A 15,715-nucleotide genomic window follows, 5' to 3' on the forward strand; every position below is an offset into this window, starting at 1 on the left:
TTGCCGCGGGCCAAACCTCGCGCGCAAACGGAGCGTATTCAAACATAGATGGCACTGCACGGATGGGCAAAAAATCGGTAATTCACCGGCATACGCCTGCGGATACTTCGCATTCACTGGAAGCCGCGGATTCAAGCAGTAACAACTGCGGCAGCGGGGCAACAAATTATCACGTTTACGATACGGCCCTGGCAGATCGCCGTATGACCGGCCTCCGATTAACGCTTAGGCGCGAATATCACCTTGACCGGCGCGCCCTGCTTGACCGTGCTGGCCCAGGGGCCATTCTTCGGTTCGAACGCGGGATGCCAGGCCCTGAGTTCCGTATCGGAAATCCATTCAAGCTGCAGTTGCTCATCAGGCGTATACGACCGGAACTGCGTCAGCGCCACGATGAACGCATTGCACTTTTCCGACACGCCGGTCTCGACCACGGATACCTGGGTCTGCTCGTCCCAGGTCAGCGACCCGCGCTGCGGGCATTTGCGGACCTCGACGTGATACTTTCCGCCAGGCGAAGGGAGATCGGCGATGATTTTGTCGGGACCGCAAGCCGTCAGCAGCATGGACGACAGCAATACCAGCGGAATGCTTTTTTTCATTGAAAAGCCTTCTGACCGTGAAGGAGGTCGATCCGTGAAAACCTGCGCATGATACCTTGCGACCTTGCGCACCGTTGAAGCCTGAAGCGTTCACACATGGACGATCGATGAACACACCTACGCAATACTGCAGCCAGAAGTTTGCCCGCAAGCCCTGGAGGCTCGCATGCCGATAGCCCTGGCCGATCTGGAGCAAGGCGTCATGGAGCTGTTGCGCGCACAGCCCGCGTTCGCGGGCTGGAAGAAAAAGGGCAAGCGTTGCCTGTGGCGAGCCTGCGGCGAATTGCAGCAAGGCGTGGAACTTATCCGCTACAAGGGCTCGTTCGACGATGCGCAGCACGTATCCTTGGGCGTCTACGTGTCGTTTCCGTATGAAAAGGAATGGCCGGTCTACGTGCCAGCAGAAGTCTGGAACAAGGGGCGCATGTACCGCCGCGCCTATTTGAAGCCAGCTGCCGGGCTAATCCTGGAACCTACGTTGGGCAGCGGCGCGGTGCTCAAGATCGGCAGTGCGCAGGACCTGAAGGACTGGCTGTCGACCTTGGCGGCGGATGTCGAAAACCATCTGGCTCCATGGTTTCAGCGCTATCAGACTCTGGAGGAAGCGTGGTACGAGTACCGCATCCCGTCCTGGCGTCTGCAGGCGGCCGGCCTTAAACCGGAAGAAAGACCGGAGCGCTAAATCAAGGGAGAGTAAAGCCCGCCGCGCCATTCCCGAAGTTCTCCACGCTGCGCGGGGACGCAACGATAGGCTCGTTCTCGGGTCATATCGTTTTCGTCAATCTGCACATTTTGGCGACGCCACGGCCCCTTGCAGACGATATCTCCAAAAGAATATCGCACCCACGCCCGCACGGTGACATGTTTGTCAGCGACCTCACCGATCGGAAACTCAAGTGGTCTCAACGCATCCGATAATACCGGCGAAGAGACGATCAGCGGAACCGCAGGTGCCGCCGCTGCAATTCAGCAACGGTCCTGCACCCCATCAGCTTCATGGCCCGCTCGATCTCGACCCGCATCAGTTCCAGCGCCCGCTCCACGCCCGGCCGGCCGGCGGCCGCCAGCGGAAACAGGTAGTAGCGGCCCAGCCCCACGGCCTTGGCGCCTAGCGCCAGCGCCTTAAGCACATGAGTGCCACGCTGCACGCCGCCGTCCATCATCACGTCGATGCGGTCGCCAACCGCGTCGACGATTTCCGCGAGCTGGTCGAAAGCGCTGCGCGAACCGTCCAATTGGCGGCCGCCGTGGTTGGACAGCACGATGCCGGAGCAGCCGATGTCGGCCGCGCGCCTGGCGTCTTCCACCGACATCACGCCCTTCAGGCAGAATTGCCCGCCCCATTCCTGCACCATCGCGGCGACATCGTCCCAGGTCATGGCCGGGTCCAGCATGTCGGTGAAGTAGCGGCTGATGGACATGGCGCCCCCGCCCATGTCGACGTGGGTGTCCAGCTGCGGCAGCCGGAAGCGTTCGTGGGTGAGGTAGTTGAGCGCCCAGGCCGGCTTGGCGGCGAACTGCGCGATGCCGGCCAGATTGAGCCTGAACGGAATGGCGAAGCCGGTGCGCTTGTCGCGTTCGCGGTTGCCGCCAGTGATGCTGTCCACGGTCAGCATCATGACCTGCACACCGGCCTCCTTGGCGCGGGCCATCATCTCGCGGTTCAGGCCGCGGTCCTTGTGGAAGTAGAACTGGTAGACCTGGGGGCCGCCGCTGATCTTGCGGGCTTCTTCCAGGCTGACGGTGCCCAGCGAGGACACGCCGAACATGGTGCCGAACTTGCCCGCGGCGGCGGCCACGGCGCGTTCGCCGTCATGATGGAACAGCCGCTGCAAGGCGGTGGGCGAGCAATAGACCGGCAGCGCCAGCTTCTGGCCCATGACGGTCACCGACATGTCCACTTCCGCCACGCCGCGCAGCACATCGGGCAGCAGGTCGCAGGACTCAAAGGCCGCGGTGTTGCGCCGGTAGGTGGTTTCATCGTCGGCCGCGCCGTCGATGTAATTGAAGATGGGGCCCGGCAGCCGCTGGCGGGCCATGCGGCGAAAGTCGTGGAAGTTCTGGCACTGATGCAGACGCATGGGTGGACCTTTATCGACACTACACGTACAGACAGCCTGAGCCCCCGGATGGAGCGGGAGGAATTGTAGACCGATAGCCGCATTTCCAAGGACATCAAAATGGACCCAAGCGCAGATCGTGTTAAATGCGGGCTTTCGCCCTACGAACGGAAGTACTCCGCAATGCCTCACCACCTGCTCAAACCGGCCACGCTGATCGCGGCCGCCGTCCTGTCGCTGCCCGCCGCAACCGTCTCGGCGCAACAGAACCTGGAGCGCGCCACCTCCTTGGCCCAGATCCACGCCATCATGGAGTATTGCGAGGTGCTGACCCCCGAACTGCTGGAGGTCCTGAAGAAGCGGCAGCAGTCCGCCACGCGCGAGTCCGGCGTGTCGTCGCTGGTGTTCGATGCGGAGTATCTGCGCGCCTACGCCAAGGCGCGCAAGGACATGGCGGATTTCGGGGAGGAAGAAAAGGAGCTGACCTGCCAGCCCATGCGGGCCATGGCCGGCAAGGACTGAGCCCTCATTGCCATGCACCCGAAGTGGCTGCGCGGCGCCTTGAAACATGGCGCCGGCAAGCGTAGTCTGACACCGCTGATTCTTCCCCCACTGCCATAGCCGGGAGCGATTCATGGCGCAGAAAGAACGACATAAGGGCCGCTTGATAGATCACATCGGGCTGGTGGTGCGCGACCTGCCCGCGAGCAAGGCGTTCTACACGGCGGTCTTCAATGCGTTGAAGATTCCCATCGGCGGTTCCGACGGCCCGGACTTCTGGACGGACGAGCTGTTCATTTCCTCGCGCGGCAGCGCCGAGGTGCAGGGCGAACTGACCGGCCGCATCCATCTGGCGTTCCAGGCGGAAGACCGGGCCATGGTAGATGCCTTCTACCAGGCGGCGTTGGCGCATGGCGGCCGGGATAACGGTCCGCCGGGCGAGCGCGCAAACTACCATGCCGGCTACTACGCCGCGTTCGTGCTGGACCCGGACGGCAACAATATCGAAGCCGTCACGCGCGCGGGCGCCCAACGCAGCGCGGCCTCGGTGCGGATCACCTACTGAACGCGCCGCCAGCGCCCGGGGCTGGACGTCAGGCCGCGCCCCGCGGCGCCTGGATCATCTTCCAGCCATTGCCCGCCGGATCGCGAAAGCCCGCGTCCACGCTGCCGTAGCGTTCGATGGGTTCCTGCGTGAACTCGACGCCCAACGCCTGCAGCCGGGCATAGTCTGCGCGGCAGTCGGCCACATGCAGGACCAGAGGCGGCATCGCGCCTTTGGCGACCATGGCACGCAGCGTCTGCGCCGTGGCCTCGTCGTGGATGGGCGGGCCGGGCGAAAACAGGCCGAGCTGAAACGAGGGCTGGTCCGGATGCTGGACCGTCAGCCACCGGTACGGCCCGTTGCGCACGTCCGTATGGACGCGGAATCCGAGCTTGTCCACGTAGAACGCCAGCGCCGCGTCCTGATCGTCCACGTATATACCCGCCACGTTGATGCCTGAGTTCATGAGACCTCCTTGGTTGATGGCGGAAATTTACCGTCGGTCTCGCGGCGGCGCTTCTCCAAAACAGCGATGTTGAGGTCGGGGCGCTGCGCGGCCTTCGCTACGCAGCCGGGCATGCTGTCCAGTGGCGGCGTCCCCGCCCGCGCCTGTACCCGCATGGCGCTGGGGCTGAGCCCGGTGACGTCGCGGAAAATGCGGCTATAGGTGCCGAGGCTTTCCCACCCGGTCGCATAGGCGATTTCAGTGACGCTCTGCTCGGTGTCCCGCAGCATGGCCACGCTTTGTTCGATACGCCGCGTCAACAGGTAGCGGTGCGGCGGCAGGCCGAAGGCGCGCTTGAAGGAGTGCGCGAAATGGGCCTTGGAGATGCCGCTGACCTCGGCCAGGCGCTCCACCGACCAGGCTTCGTGCGAGGCCGCGTCCATGCGGTCCTTGACGCGCAGCAGGCGGCGCAGCAAGCCCGGATCCTGCTGCGGGCCTGCGCCTGGCGCGGCTTGCGCCAGCAGCGTTCCCAGCTTCAGCAAGGCGTCTTCCTGCACCGTGCTATAGCCCACCACCACACCCGCCGCCAGCTCCACCTTACGGCAGAAGTCCGCCACCGGCTGCATGCCCACGCCCGCGGCCCGCGCCGCCGCCACGGCCTGCGCCACATCCCAGCCCGGGGGCAGCCACCACAGCAGATGAAAGCCGGCGTGTTCGCCACCGACGCGCAATGCATCGCTGCCGACGGCCTGGCGCAAGGCGCGCAGCACGGCGTCGCGCCGGCGCGCGTACACGCCGCGCGCCTTGCGCACGTGGCGCGCGAAACTGCCGTCCTGCAGGAACGCGGCCAGCGTCATTTGCTCGATGATGCTGGGCGAGCGCCCCGCGCGGCGACGCGCCTGCACGAAAGCGGGCGCCAATTCCTTGGGCACCACCGCATAGCCGATGCGCAGCGCGTTGAACAAGGTCTTGTTGAAGCTGCCGCAATGGATGACGCGATCGGCCGTATCCAGGCTTTTCAGGGCGGCCAGCGGCGCGCCGTCGTAGCTGAATTCGCTGTCGTAGTCGTCCTCGACGATCCAGCAGCCGGCCTGCGCGGCCCAGTCCAGCAGCTCCAGGCGGCGGGACACGGGCATGGTGGCGCCGGTAGGCGCCTGGTGGGCGGGCGTGACGTGCACGAGCTTTACGCCGCGCTGGCGCCGCGCCTGCGCAACCGGAAAGCCGCCGGCATCGATGGCCAAGGGAACGATGTGCCGCGTGTACTGGCCGAAGATCGGTTCGGCATTCAGGTAGCCCGGATCCTCGATCAGCACCTTGTCCTGCGGCTGCAGCAGGAGATGGCCGCAGAGGTCCAGGCCGTCGCGGATGCCGCCCAGGACGATGACCTGCTCCGGATCGCAGCTGATGCCGCGCGCCGCGCCCAGATAGCGGGCGATCTGCTCGCGCAAGGGGCGCCAGCCTTGCGGTTCATCGTTGGCAAGCTGGGCCGGCGTGACGCGCCGCGCGCTGGCCATCAGCCCCTTGCGCCAGCGTTCCATGGGGAAGAGCGCGGCGTCGGCGCTGCGGGAGTAGAACTGGGAGTTGGGCTGCAACGGCGCGTAGATCGCGGCCATATGCGGCGCGGCCCCAGGCGGGCTGACAGCGGGCGCGGGCTGCGGCTCGCCTGCTTGCGTTGCCGGCCGCGGCTCCGGGGCCTTGGACGTTGCGGCACTCTCGCCCGGCAACCCCGCCCGGAAAAAGTTGTCCGGAATCACCGCCGCCACGTATGTGCCCGAACCCACCGTGCCCGCGGTATAGCCTTCGCTGCGCAATTGGTCGTAGGCAGCCTCGACCGTGGAGCGCGCAATGTGCCAGCGCGCGGCCAGGCTGCGCGTGGACGGCAGGCGCGCGCCGGACGGCAGCGCGCCCTTCAATATGCGTTCGCGGATCTCGCGGTAGACCCAGGCCTGCTTGGACTCCCCTGGCCGCGCGGCGTCCATCGGCAGGTCCAGGCTGGCTTCCTGGCGTTTCGCTCCTGGCTGCCCTGCGGAAAGTGGCTTGTTCATATTGAGAGAAATGGCTCTATTTCATGTAGCCATTCTATCGGTAGATTGGCTGCCTGAGCCCCATGCGGGGCAAATTTCCTGGAACCCGCCATGACCGCCACTGCGCCCTGCCACACCATCACCCTGGAGACCGGCCCCTTCTTCACGGACGGCACGACCTCGATCCTGGAGGCGGCACTGGCCCAGGGCATACCCGTACCCTTCTCCTGTCAGCGCGGGGCCTGCGGCTCATGCCGCGCCGTGGTCATGGATGGCAGCTATGAACGCATAGCGCCGCCCGCGGACGGCGGCTACCAGACGGCCAGCGACGAACTGCTGATGTGCCAGTGCCGCGCCGCCAGCGACCTGACGCTGCGCTTCCCGCATTGGCGCGCCCCCGAAGAACCCAGTCCGCCGCGCCGCGCCCGCGTCGCGTCGCGCCTGCCGCTGGCCCCCGACGTCACCCAGCTCATCGTCGAAATGCAGGGCGAGGACGACTACGGCTACCTGCCCGGCCAACATGCCCGACTGATCCTGGACGGCGGCGCCCGCCGCAACTTCTCGATTGCGAATGCGCCCGGCGCGGCGGGGCCTGCCCGACTGGAGTTCCACATCCGCCGCATGCCCGGCGGCGCCTTCACCGATGGCATCCTGCCCGGCCTCCAGCCCGGCGACATGCTGACCCTGGACGGCGCGCAAGGCAGTTGCACCTGGCCTGCGGCGATGCCTGCCGGCATCGACCACCTGGTGCTGCTGGCCACCGGCACGGGCTATGCGGGCGTGGCTCCCATCCTTATGGCAGCGCTGCAAAGCCGCGCGCTGAAGACGGTGACCTTGTACTGGGGCGGACGCACGCCGGACGATTGCTACGCCGGGCAGATGCTGGATGCCTTGCAGGGCAAGGGCGACGGGTTCCAGTGGCATGCGGTGCTGTCCCAGGCCGATCGCGCAGATGACCAGCCCCGCCACGTGCAGGACGCAGCCATCGCCGCGGACCACGACTGGTCACGCAGCCTGGTCTACGCCTGCGGCAATCCGGCAATGGTGCTGGCGGCCCGCGACCGGCTGCTGGCGGCCGGCCTGCCCGCCGACCGCTACCGGTCCGAGGCCTTCCACCCCGCGGCGGGAGGCACGGCCGGCGCCGCGCCGCAGCGCGAGGCGCATCCCTGGGAGCGCCTCAGTCCGCGCTACACGCTCGCAGGCATCCTCGACGCGCGCCAGCGCTCCATGCAGGCGGTGGCGGAAATCGCCGCGCTGATGCGCCCCGGCATGACCACGCGCGAGGCCATCGCCGTGGCGGACGAGCACTTGCGCCGGATGGGCGCGTCCAACAACTGGCACCCGACCTATGTGCGCTTCGGCCCAGATACGCAATCCCCGCCCATCCAGCGCACCGACTATGACCGCAAGCTGCAGGAACATGACATCTTCGTGCTGGACATCGGCCCGGTGTGGGACGGTCACGAGGGCGACTATGGCGACACCTTCGTGCTGGGCGCCGATGCAGACCGCCTGCGCTGCGCCGAAGCCGCGCGCGAGGTCTTCCGGCGCGCCCGCCTGGCGTGGCTGGAAGGCCTGACGGGCGCCGCCCTGTACGACCGCGCCTCGGAATATGCGCGCGAGCTGGGCTGCGAACTGGTGCGCGAGATTCCCGGGCACCGGGTATCGGATTTTCCGCATGCGCTGTACGGCAAACATCTGCTGGCGCAGGCGGACTTCGTACCCGCCGACGGCATCTGGGTACTGGAGATCCAGGTGCGGGATGCAGAGCGGCCGATGGGCGCGTTCTACGAGGACGTGTTGCTGCGGTAGCGCGGCGGGCGCGCAGCCCGCGCCCTAGCCCCGCTGGCTCAAGGCCCGGCTGATCCGGTGCTTCGACACGGTGGTCTTCGGCACATGGAACGGGAACCAACTGCGCACGTCCTGGTCCAGCCCGATGCCGTGCATGTAGTTGTAGATGGCCTTCTTCAGCGCACGGCCGAGCGCATCGTGATCCACGCCGGTAGGGTCATGGAAGCCGACGTCGTTCTTGGCGAAGGTGATCGGCGGCAGGGGCTTGAGGGTAACGCCGTATTCCTCGGGGTTCTGTCCCACTGGTGAATGCACCGTACAGGCGAACCGGTGGAAAAAGCCGCTCTGGATGCAGCCGTTGTCGAACAGTTGCCGCACGTACTCCAGCGCGTCCACGGTGTCCTGCACGGTCTGCGTGGGAAAGCCGTACATCAGGTAGGCATGCACCAGGATGCCGGCGTCCGTGAAGGCGCGCGTGACCCGTGCCACCTGGTCGACCGAGACGCCCTTCTTCATCAGGTTCAGCAGGCGGTCCGAGGCGACCTCAAGGCCGCCCGACACCGCAATGCAGCCGCTGTCGGCCAGCAGTTCGCAAAGCTCGGGGCTGAAGGTCTTTTCGAAACGGATGTTGCCCCACCACGAAATACCGGTATCGCGCGCGATCAGTTCGGTCGCAAGCGCCTTGAGCGACTTGGGCGGCGCGGCCTCGTCGACAAAGTGGAAACCGGTCTGCCCGGTTTCGCGCACGATGGCCTCGATGCGGTCGGCCAGCACCGCGGCGGACGCGCCTTCGTAGCGGCCGATGTAGTCCAGGCTGACGTCGCAGAAGCTGCATTTCTTCCAATAACAGCCATGCGCCACGGTCAGCTTGTTCCAGCGCCCGTCGCTCCACAGCCGGTTCATGGGATTCAGCATGTCCAGCAGCGACAGGTAGCGGTCCAGCGGCAGCCCATCCCAGGTGGGCGTGCCCACTTCGGCAAAGGCGATGTCGGGTTCGACCATGTTGACGTAGCGCACCGCGCCCGTGTCCGCGTCGCGCAGGAAGGTGCGCACCAGGCGCTGGCGCGAGCGCTTGCCCTGCAGGTGCTCCAGGAGCGACAGCAAGGGGCGCTCGCCCGCGTCCAGGGTCACATAGTCGAAATAATCGAAGACCCGCGGGTCTTTCAGTTCGCGCAGTTCGGTATTGACGAAGCCGCCGCCCAGCACGGTGACGATGCCGGGATCGTGCGCCTTGATGGTCTGGGCGATGCGGAATGCGGCATAGACCGCGCCGGGGAACGGCACGGACAGGAGCACCACGGTGGGCGTGTGGCGGGCCAGCGCTTCCGAAGTCAGGCTGCGCAGCATGTCGTCCACCAGCGTGGGCGGCGCCGCCAGCGCCTGGGCCAGCGGATCGAAGGTGGGCTGGCTGCCCGCCAGCGATTCGGCGTAGCGCACGAACTCGAAACGCGGATCCACCGCGTCCCGCAGCACATCGGCCAGGTCGTTCAGGTACAGCGTCGCCAGGTGCTTGGCGCGGTCATGCAGGCCCAGGGCGCCGAAGGCCCAGCCCAGCGGATCGCCGCCGTCTTCGTCCAGGTACACGTCCAGCGAACTGAAGCGCGGCCCCTCGGGCAGGAAATGGCGGCCGACGATGCGGTGCGCCAACGTCGAATCGCGGCCCTGCAGGAAGGCGATCACAGGCCCGATGGTCGCCAGGTAGCGCGCCTGCTGCGCCACGAAGGACTGGACCGCGGGACTGTGCTTGTTCGCCGGCAAGGCAGCAACGCGTTCCGCCACGGCGCGCAGGCCGTCGGCCGAAAGCAGGCGCAGCACCAGGGCCAGCGCCAGATCTTCCTGGAACGAGGTCACCTCGCGCGACCGCAGAAAGCCGGTCAGGTAGGCGGTGGACGGATACGGAGTATTGAGCTGCGTCATCGGCGGGATGACCGACAGCACGCGTAAAGGCGGAGAGGACATGAAGCACGGCAAGATTGCCGTCGAAGCGGGGATCGGGGCCATTATAGGCAGCGCGGCAGAACCAGACCCGCCGCCCGGCAACAACCGGCGGGTTGGGCCGGACGCAGGCGTCAAAGATCGCCGAGCACGCGGGGGTCGAATCGCCAGCGGTGGTTGCCATTCACGCAGCACACCGCCATTGTCTTCTTATCTCGCTTCGGACCGATTTCCCTGAGCTTCAATTCGCCATCGCATACCGGGCACTGGCCGCCAATCTCCGTATAGAAAACCTCGCCGGCGCGATTGGCCTCCAGGTTGCACATCATGAAAAACCGCGAATAACGCTTGCGTTTCAGGTCATTGCCGGTATCCAGGCTGATGAAACTCAGGAATATCAGGATGAACCACCACGCCGACATCCCCCAGGCGTAGACGCCCAGGGCGGTGATCGCCAAGCCCGCCGCGCCGGCAGCCAACAGCCAGACCGTCTTGACGGGCTTGCCGCGCAGTCGCAGGGGGACAATGTGGTAGCGCTGGAATGCTTCAGCCCAGCTGCCGCGAGAGGCCGCGGCGGCTGGCGGACTGGCGGCGGGCTGCGGATTCGTCACCGCCGGCGGTGTCTCGTTCGCCGCAAAACTGCCGGTGTCCGATGCGAATATGTTCTTGCTGGGCATGTTGCCCAGCACTCTTGCGCATTCGTCGCATACGCTGTTCTTGCCCTTGTGGGCGGCTCCGCATCTAGAGCAATGCACGCTATCCCCTCGCAGTCGAAACGTTAATCCGGCACCATTATTACCATTATTCTTGGGTTCCCGCCGCAACCCGTCCCGCCAGAAGTCACCCCATGCGCAACCGATCAGACCCATTCGCCCCGCCCCCCAAGCAACGGAACGTCCGCCTCAATTCGCTGCTCTGGATCCTGGAACCGCTGGAGCGCGATGCCGGCTACCTGCGCCGCAAGATGTTCGGCTGCGATGCAGCCTACCTGGACGGCCTGCTGTACCTGGTCGCCGCCGATCGCGAGGATCCCTGGAGCGGCCTGCTCGTCTGCACCTCGCAGGAGCGCCACGAGGCGCTGTTGGCGGAGTTCCCCGCCCTGCGCCCGCACCCCGTGCTGGGGAAATGGCTGTACCTGCCCCAGACCGACGAGGACTTCGAGACAATCGCGGCGCGGTTGGCGCAGCTTGCGCTGGCGCGTGATTCGCGGATGGGGGTGGCGCCCAGCCCGCGGTCGCGACGCCGGACCTGATCCGGGCCGGTCGCGGTCAGCAGTTCACCGCGCTTGCGGCGGCACCCGCCAGCTCCACCCGGTTCCCGCCCAGCGCCTTGGCCTGATACAGCGCCCGGTCGGCCGCGGCCAGCGCGTCGGCCAAGGGTGGAACCTTGTCCTCGAATTGCGCCAACCCGACGCTGACCGTGGCCGGTATGCCCAGACTGTCGTCCCGGCCGGACACCGTTACGGAAAAGCGTTGCGCCACGGCCGCGCCCAGCACCGTTGCGCGGCGCGCGTCGGGACCGGCCAAAAGGGCGGCGAACTCTTCGCCACCGATGCGCGCAAGCAACACGTCGTCGCCCAACACGCAACGCGCGCTGTCGGCGAAAAATTTCAACACCTGATCGCCCGTCTGATGGCCGTACCTGTCGTTGATGGCCTTGAACTGGTCCAGATCGAAGGCCAGCACCGCAACCGGCCCGCGCCCTGCCCCGCCCTCGATGATGCGCGCGCCCTGTTCGAAGAACCAGCGGCGGTTGCCCAGGCGGGTCAGATAGTCCGTCTGCGACTCGCGCAACAGCTGCCCGTGGGTCTCTTCGCGGATCAGCTTGAGCAGCGTCATCGGCAGCACGATGGAATACAGCACGCCTTCGTACATGGTAAGGGTGCTGGCGGTCAGGTGTATGGCCGGCCCGTGCTCCGCCACCCACCAGGGCAGGATGAAGGCGCGCGCGGCGTAGACCAGTGCGTGGAGGGTTACCGCCGCCGTTGCAATGCGCAGCGGCGTCAACGACCTGAGCGACTGGCACCGCAGCAGTTCCCAAGCGGTCACGCCGCTGACCAACGCGATCGGGAATGCGCTGATGTACTTCCAGACGAGATCCTCCCACTGTGCGCCGGCCGCCAGCCAGATCAGCGCCATGACGACCAGCAAGCCGATGGAAGCGCCCCGATGGCGCCTGCCGCTCAACGAGGCCGCGCCGTTCATGATGAGGAGATAGCCGCTGAGGACGATGAGATTGGCGACGGCCGAGCCCAACGGGCTGGGAAGCCTCGCGCGAAACAGCGCGACAGTGCAGCCCACGGCCAGCGTGGCGAAGCCCGCCGCCAGGATGCGCAATGATCCGCTGCGGCTGGGGTGGGTCCGATGCTCCCAGAACGTCAGGCCTGCACTGGCTAGCAGCGTTCCGATGATGATGAAGTAAAGGGTGAGGAGATCGACGTACATCTTCAACGCGTGGATATCGCGCCGCAGCAATCGCCGCAGCCAGCAAGGATTCTACGTGGGAAATGCGTCATGGAAACATAGCGTAACCCCTGTCACAACTTGGTTGCGCGTCATGCAACACCGGACCGCGCAGCCGTCTCTTCAAACGAAAGAATCCCGTGCAAGTGGCAAATTTGCCACTCATCTACAATCCGTGGCGGTGCCGGTTGCCAACTGCAATCGGGCAGTAGCTCACAGGTAGTAATGACGCGCGCGAAGACACCCGCTTCCAAGAAGAGAAGTCCCCCAAGCAGATCCAAGGCCCGGGCCGGTTCCCGATCCAGCGGCCGCTTCCCCCGATTCCTGAAGGCCCTGCTGTTCTCGTCGCTGGCGAGTTTCGGCGCGGCGACCTATATGCTGAATCCGCAGTGGCGGATCCCGGCGCCGGTGCAGGAAGTCATCACGCGCCTGGGATGGCCGCAGCAGCGCCAGACCGCGGCGCCCGCGGCGGTGCCGACCGCAGCGCGGACAGGGGCGCCTGTTCAAACAATGTTTGCCGAATGCCGGCAGTTCTTTCCGCATTCGCGCCCGCCGGAAGTCCCGGGCGGCCAGAAGCTGCGGGAGGTGTGCTTCTCGGCCTTCGCCATCCTGCACGACGGGCAGACCAAGACGCCGGTATTCGTGGCGGAACGCCTGAATCGCCAGATGCTGACCCAGGCCCAGGGGCAGCGCCGCACCGACAAGTTCTACGCCGAAGCGCGGCTGCCGCGAGCCGAACGGGCCGAGCTGGACGACTACCGCGGCTCCGGTTATTCGCGCGGCCACATGGCGCCGGCGGGCGACATGTCCACGCCCGAAGCCATGGCGCAGAGCTTCTCGCTGGCCAACATGGTGCCGCAGGATCAGATACACAACGGCGGCGCCTGGAGCAGCATCGAGCAGGACACGCGCAAGTACGTGATGCGCGCCGCCGGCGACGTCTACGTCTTCACCGGTCCCGTCTATGCCGACAAGCCCAAGACCATAGGCGCGGGCGTGGCCGTGCCCACGTACATCTACAAGGTCGTGTATGACGCGACCACCGGGCGCTCGTGGGTGCATTGGCAGGCCAACGCCGCCAGCACCAAGGCCGGGCCGCCGATCAGTTACGAGGAATTCGTCAAGCGCACGGGCATCCGGGTGCTGCCGGCAGGCAGCTGATGCGCGGACTGACGAGCCCGCTCATAGTTTGGACTCGTAGAACTCGACTTCGATGCGGTCCGCGCTCAGATAGCCGCAAAGATTGGCCGGAAAGCGGGCTCGGCTGCACGCGGTGTAGGCGTTTCCGTACAGCACCGCGGTCTGTAGGAAATTGCGGCTGAGCGCCGTGCTGTCGGAGTGGATGGAGCGCGTGAGTTCGGCTTGCAGCTGCTCGCTCGCCGCGCGCATCGGCCGCAGGATTTCTGATTCGAACTTGCGGGCTACGTTTGCTTCGGCTTCGCTCGCCGGCACGCTGGAATGCTGGGGATCATAAGCGTCCAGCAGCTCGTTCGGAGCGCGGCGCGCGCAATAGAACGCCTGATAGTACGAGCCCGTCGCAGGCCGTTTGAGGCGAGCTTGGGCCAGGTAGACCAAGGAAGGCACGGGGGAACTCCAGGAGATCAAGGTGCTGGTCGTGCCCGGCTTCACCGTGCTCACGTACGCGGGCAGGCAGGCGCCCAGTGGCTCACGCCTGGACCGCAGATCCGCCAGCCTTGCGGCGGCGTAGCGGTCTCCATAGCGCAGCACGTCCTCGTAATTGCCACTGAGATGGCTGCCTATGATTACCCCTTGCACCACCCAGACGCAGTAGCCCTCGACGGTCAGCCCGTCCTGGCAATACGTCGCCAGCGCGCGCTTCATGCTGGGTCCCATCGCCTGGAACCCCAAGTCCAGGGCAGCCGAATATGCCTTGAACAAGGCTTCGCTTCTCCCGTCACCCAAGCCCAGCGGGGCGCCGAGGGTCGAAGAGGCCAGCACCGCCGCCGCCACCGAAGCAAACAATGCCATATCACTTCTCCAGTTGGGTGGCCGACAGCCGGCTGCGGTCGCGCGCGCTCAGCACCGTATCGGGATAGCGGTACGCCCAACGTCCGTCCTTGCATTGATAGACCCGCCCGCCATAGACGACGGTCGAACCTTCGCTGTAGTAGTTCAGATGCGCGGCATCCGAGGGGCGGGTGAAATACTCGCAGGCCTGGCCGGCGTAATCGAGCCCAGGATCCTTGGCGGCGGTCTTGGATGAAGGGGATGGATCCGGCGCGCCGGCGGGGGCATTGCGCGGCTTGTCGCGGCTGGCGGCGTTGTTGCCCCAGGGGTTCAGGGCGGGATCGGTGCTGTAGCGCTCCTTGATCCGGTCGCGGTTGCGCAGGTAGTCGGCTTCCTGCTGTTTCGCCCGGGCCCTGGCCGCCGCGTTCTGCGCATCTTCATATTGCTGCCGCAGCCGGTCCTGCGTCTCCTGGTTCAGCAGCGCATCATCCTGCTGGCTGGAGTCTCGCAGGTAATCGCTCAGGGCGCGTTGCGCCGCATCGATGGCGGCGTCGGCATTGCCGCGCGAGGAAGTCGAGGAACGCGACTTCCCGGTGGCCTCAATGGCCTGCCCCGGTCCCGCGAACGCCGCGTGGCCGATGCCGGCCGACACGATGGCCGCCATAAGGCGGACCGCAAGCGTGGCCATAGGAAAGCTCCCCGAGGATGATCGCGCAAACGCCGCCGCCTCCAGGGACTGGCCGTGCAGATGGCCGGCCCGCGTGCGGTGTATCCATGATAGATCGCGCCATTGCCGCGGGAATCAGCCAAAAGGAGGAATCCTCCCCTACCCCCGCCGCGCAGCCTCGATCGCCGCGATATCGATCTTGCCCATCGTCATCATCGCGTCGAACGCGCGCTTGGCTGTGGCGGGATCGGGGTCCGAGATCGCTTCGATCAGCACGCGCGGCGTGATCTGCCACGACAGGCCCCACTTGTCCCGGCACCAGCCGCATTCGCTGGCCTGGCCGCCGTTGCCGATGATGGCGTCCCAGAGGCGGTCGGTCTCGGCCTGGTCTTCGGTCGAAATCTGGAAGGAAAAGGCCTCGCTGTGCTTGAAGGCCGGGCCGCCGTTCAGGCCCACGCAGGGTATGCCCGCGACCGTGAACTCGACGGTCAGCACATCGCCCTGCTTGCCCGAAGGATAGTCCCCCGGCGCGCGCAGAATCTTTCGCACAGCGCTGTCCGGAAAAGTCCGGGCGTAGAACTGCGCGGCTTCCAGGGCATCCTGGTCGTACCAGAGGCAGACGGTATTTTTGCTGGTCATATTCATACTCCTGCCGATAGCCTTGCAAGCACGACGGCGAGCGAGACTTCGGCGCATGTGGCGAGAGGCCTGGATCG

General features: G+C 66.1%; 16 protein-coding genes. 6 read left to right on the forward strand and 10 right to left on the reverse strand.

Features of this window, described 5'->3' with window-relative positions; all coding sequences use genetic code 11:
• Positions 1 to 218: 218 nt before the first annotated feature.
• Positions 219 to 602 (reverse strand): hypothetical protein, encoded by a 384-nt coding sequence (locus tag HV766_RS14060; protein ID WP_054456281.1) that lies wholly within the window; start codon positions 600 to 602, stop codon positions 219 to 221.
• A gap of 166 nt (positions 603 to 768) precedes the next feature.
• On the opposite strand from HV766_RS14060, the gene HV766_RS14065 reads away from it, so the two are divergent.
• Positions 769 to 1,284: a hypothetical protein gene (locus HV766_RS14065; RefSeq protein WP_254593318.1), complete on the forward strand. Its 516-nt coding sequence runs from the start codon at positions 769 to 771 to the stop codon at positions 1,282 to 1,284.
• Positions 1,285 to 1,537: 253 nt separating this feature from the next.
• Here HV766_RS14065 and HV766_RS14070 read toward each other — a convergent pair whose 3' ends face one another.
• The gene (locus HV766_RS14070; protein WP_175181366.1) at positions 1,538 to 2,683 is read right to left on the reverse strand and encodes an alpha-hydroxy acid oxidase; all 1,146 of its coding nucleotides are present in this window, start codon (positions 2,681 to 2,683) and stop codon (positions 1,538 to 1,540) included.
• Between the two features lie 162 nt (positions 2,684 to 2,845).
• Between HV766_RS14070 and HV766_RS14075 the strand changes: the two genes are divergently transcribed.
• Positions 2,846 to 3,184: a hypothetical protein gene (locus tag HV766_RS14075; protein ID WP_125472354.1), complete on the forward strand. Its 339-nt coding sequence runs from the start codon at positions 2,846 to 2,848 to the stop codon at positions 3,182 to 3,184.
• Positions 3,185 to 3,296: 112 nt separating this feature from the next.
• On the forward strand, positions 3,297 to 3,728 hold the full coding sequence (locus HV766_RS14080) for a VOC family protein (RefSeq protein WP_054456277.1): 432 nt from the start codon (positions 3,297 to 3,299) through the stop codon (positions 3,726 to 3,728).
• 28 nt (positions 3,729 to 3,756) lie between these two features.
• Here HV766_RS14080 and HV766_RS14085 read toward each other — a convergent pair whose 3' ends face one another.
• Entirely contained in the window at positions 3,757 to 4,173 is a 417-nt protein-coding gene (locus HV766_RS14085; RefSeq protein ID WP_175181367.1) for a VOC family protein, read from the reverse strand.
• Entirely contained in the window at positions 4,170 to 6,197 is a 2,028-nt protein-coding gene (pdxR, locus tag HV766_RS14090; protein WP_175181368.1) for a MocR-like pyridoxine biosynthesis transcription factor PdxR, read from the reverse strand. The genes HV766_RS14085 and pdxR overlap by 4 nt, the downstream gene beginning before the upstream one ends.
• A 90-nt stretch (positions 6,198 to 6,287) precedes the next feature.
• Between pdxR and HV766_RS14095 the strand changes: the two genes are divergently transcribed.
• On the forward strand, positions 6,288 to 7,988 hold the full coding sequence (locus tag HV766_RS14095) for an NAD(P)H dependent flavin oxidoreductase family protein (RefSeq protein ID WP_175181369.1): 1,701 nt from the start codon (positions 6,288 to 6,290) through the stop codon (positions 7,986 to 7,988).
• A gap of 24 nt (positions 7,989 to 8,012) precedes the next feature.
• Here HV766_RS14095 and HV766_RS14100 read toward each other — a convergent pair whose 3' ends face one another.
• Both HV766_RS14100 and HV766_RS14105 read right to left on the reverse strand, forming a co-directional pair.
• Entirely contained in the window at positions 8,013 to 9,926 is a 1,914-nt protein-coding gene (locus tag HV766_RS14100) for a B12-binding domain-containing radical SAM protein (protein WP_175181370.1), read from the reverse strand.
• 110 nt (positions 9,927 to 10,036) lie between these two features.
• A complete protein-coding gene (locus HV766_RS14105; RefSeq protein WP_175181371.1) occupies positions 10,037 to 10,579 on the reverse strand; it encodes a hypothetical protein in 543 nt (180 codons plus the stop codon).
• Between the two features lie 170 nt (positions 10,580 to 10,749).
• Here HV766_RS14105 and HV766_RS14110 point away from each other — a divergent pair, with 170 nt between their 5' ends.
• Entirely contained in the window at positions 10,750 to 11,154 is a 405-nt protein-coding gene (locus HV766_RS14110; protein ID WP_175181372.1) for a hypothetical protein, read from the forward strand.
• Between the two features lie 16 nt (positions 11,155 to 11,170).
• On the opposite strand, the gene HV766_RS14115 is transcribed toward HV766_RS14110, so the two are convergent.
• Positions 11,171 to 12,346, reverse strand: a complete 1,176-nt coding sequence (locus HV766_RS14115; protein WP_054456489.1) for a GGDEF domain-containing protein — start codon at positions 12,344 to 12,346, stop codon at positions 11,171 to 11,173.
• Positions 12,347 to 12,589: 243 nt separating this feature from the next.
• On the opposite strand from HV766_RS14115, the gene HV766_RS14120 reads away from it, so the two are divergent.
• On the forward strand, positions 12,590 to 13,525 hold the full coding sequence (locus tag HV766_RS14120) for a DNA/RNA non-specific endonuclease (protein WP_082401132.1): 936 nt from the start codon (positions 12,590 to 12,592) through the stop codon (positions 13,523 to 13,525).
• Positions 13,526 to 13,546: 21 nt separating this feature from the next.
• Here the strand turns inward: HV766_RS14120 and HV766_RS14125 are convergent, their stop codons facing one another.
• The 3 genes from HV766_RS14125 to HV766_RS14135 form a co-directional block, all read right to left on the reverse strand.
• Positions 13,547 to 14,353: a hypothetical protein gene (locus tag HV766_RS14125; RefSeq protein ID WP_054456270.1), complete on the reverse strand. Its 807-nt coding sequence runs from the start codon at positions 14,351 to 14,353 to the stop codon at positions 13,547 to 13,549.
• A 1-nt stretch (position 14,354) separates the two neighbouring features.
• A complete protein-coding gene (locus HV766_RS14130; RefSeq protein WP_125472362.1) occupies positions 14,355 to 15,020 on the reverse strand; it encodes a hypothetical protein in 666 nt (221 codons plus the stop codon).
• Between the two features lie 138 nt (positions 15,021 to 15,158).
• Positions 15,159 to 15,638 carry a VOC family protein gene (locus tag HV766_RS14135; protein WP_054456268.1) on the reverse strand — a complete coding sequence of 160 codons (480 nt, stop codon included), beginning with the start codon at positions 15,636 to 15,638 and terminating at the stop codon, positions 15,159 to 15,161.
• Positions 15,639 to 15,715 lie beyond the last annotated feature (77 nt).

Origin of the sequence: Achromobacter aegrifaciens, from assembly GCF_902859735.1 — a bacterium.
GTDB lineage: Bacteria > Pseudomonadota > Gammaproteobacteria > Burkholderiales > Burkholderiaceae_B > Achromobacter > Achromobacter aegrifaciens.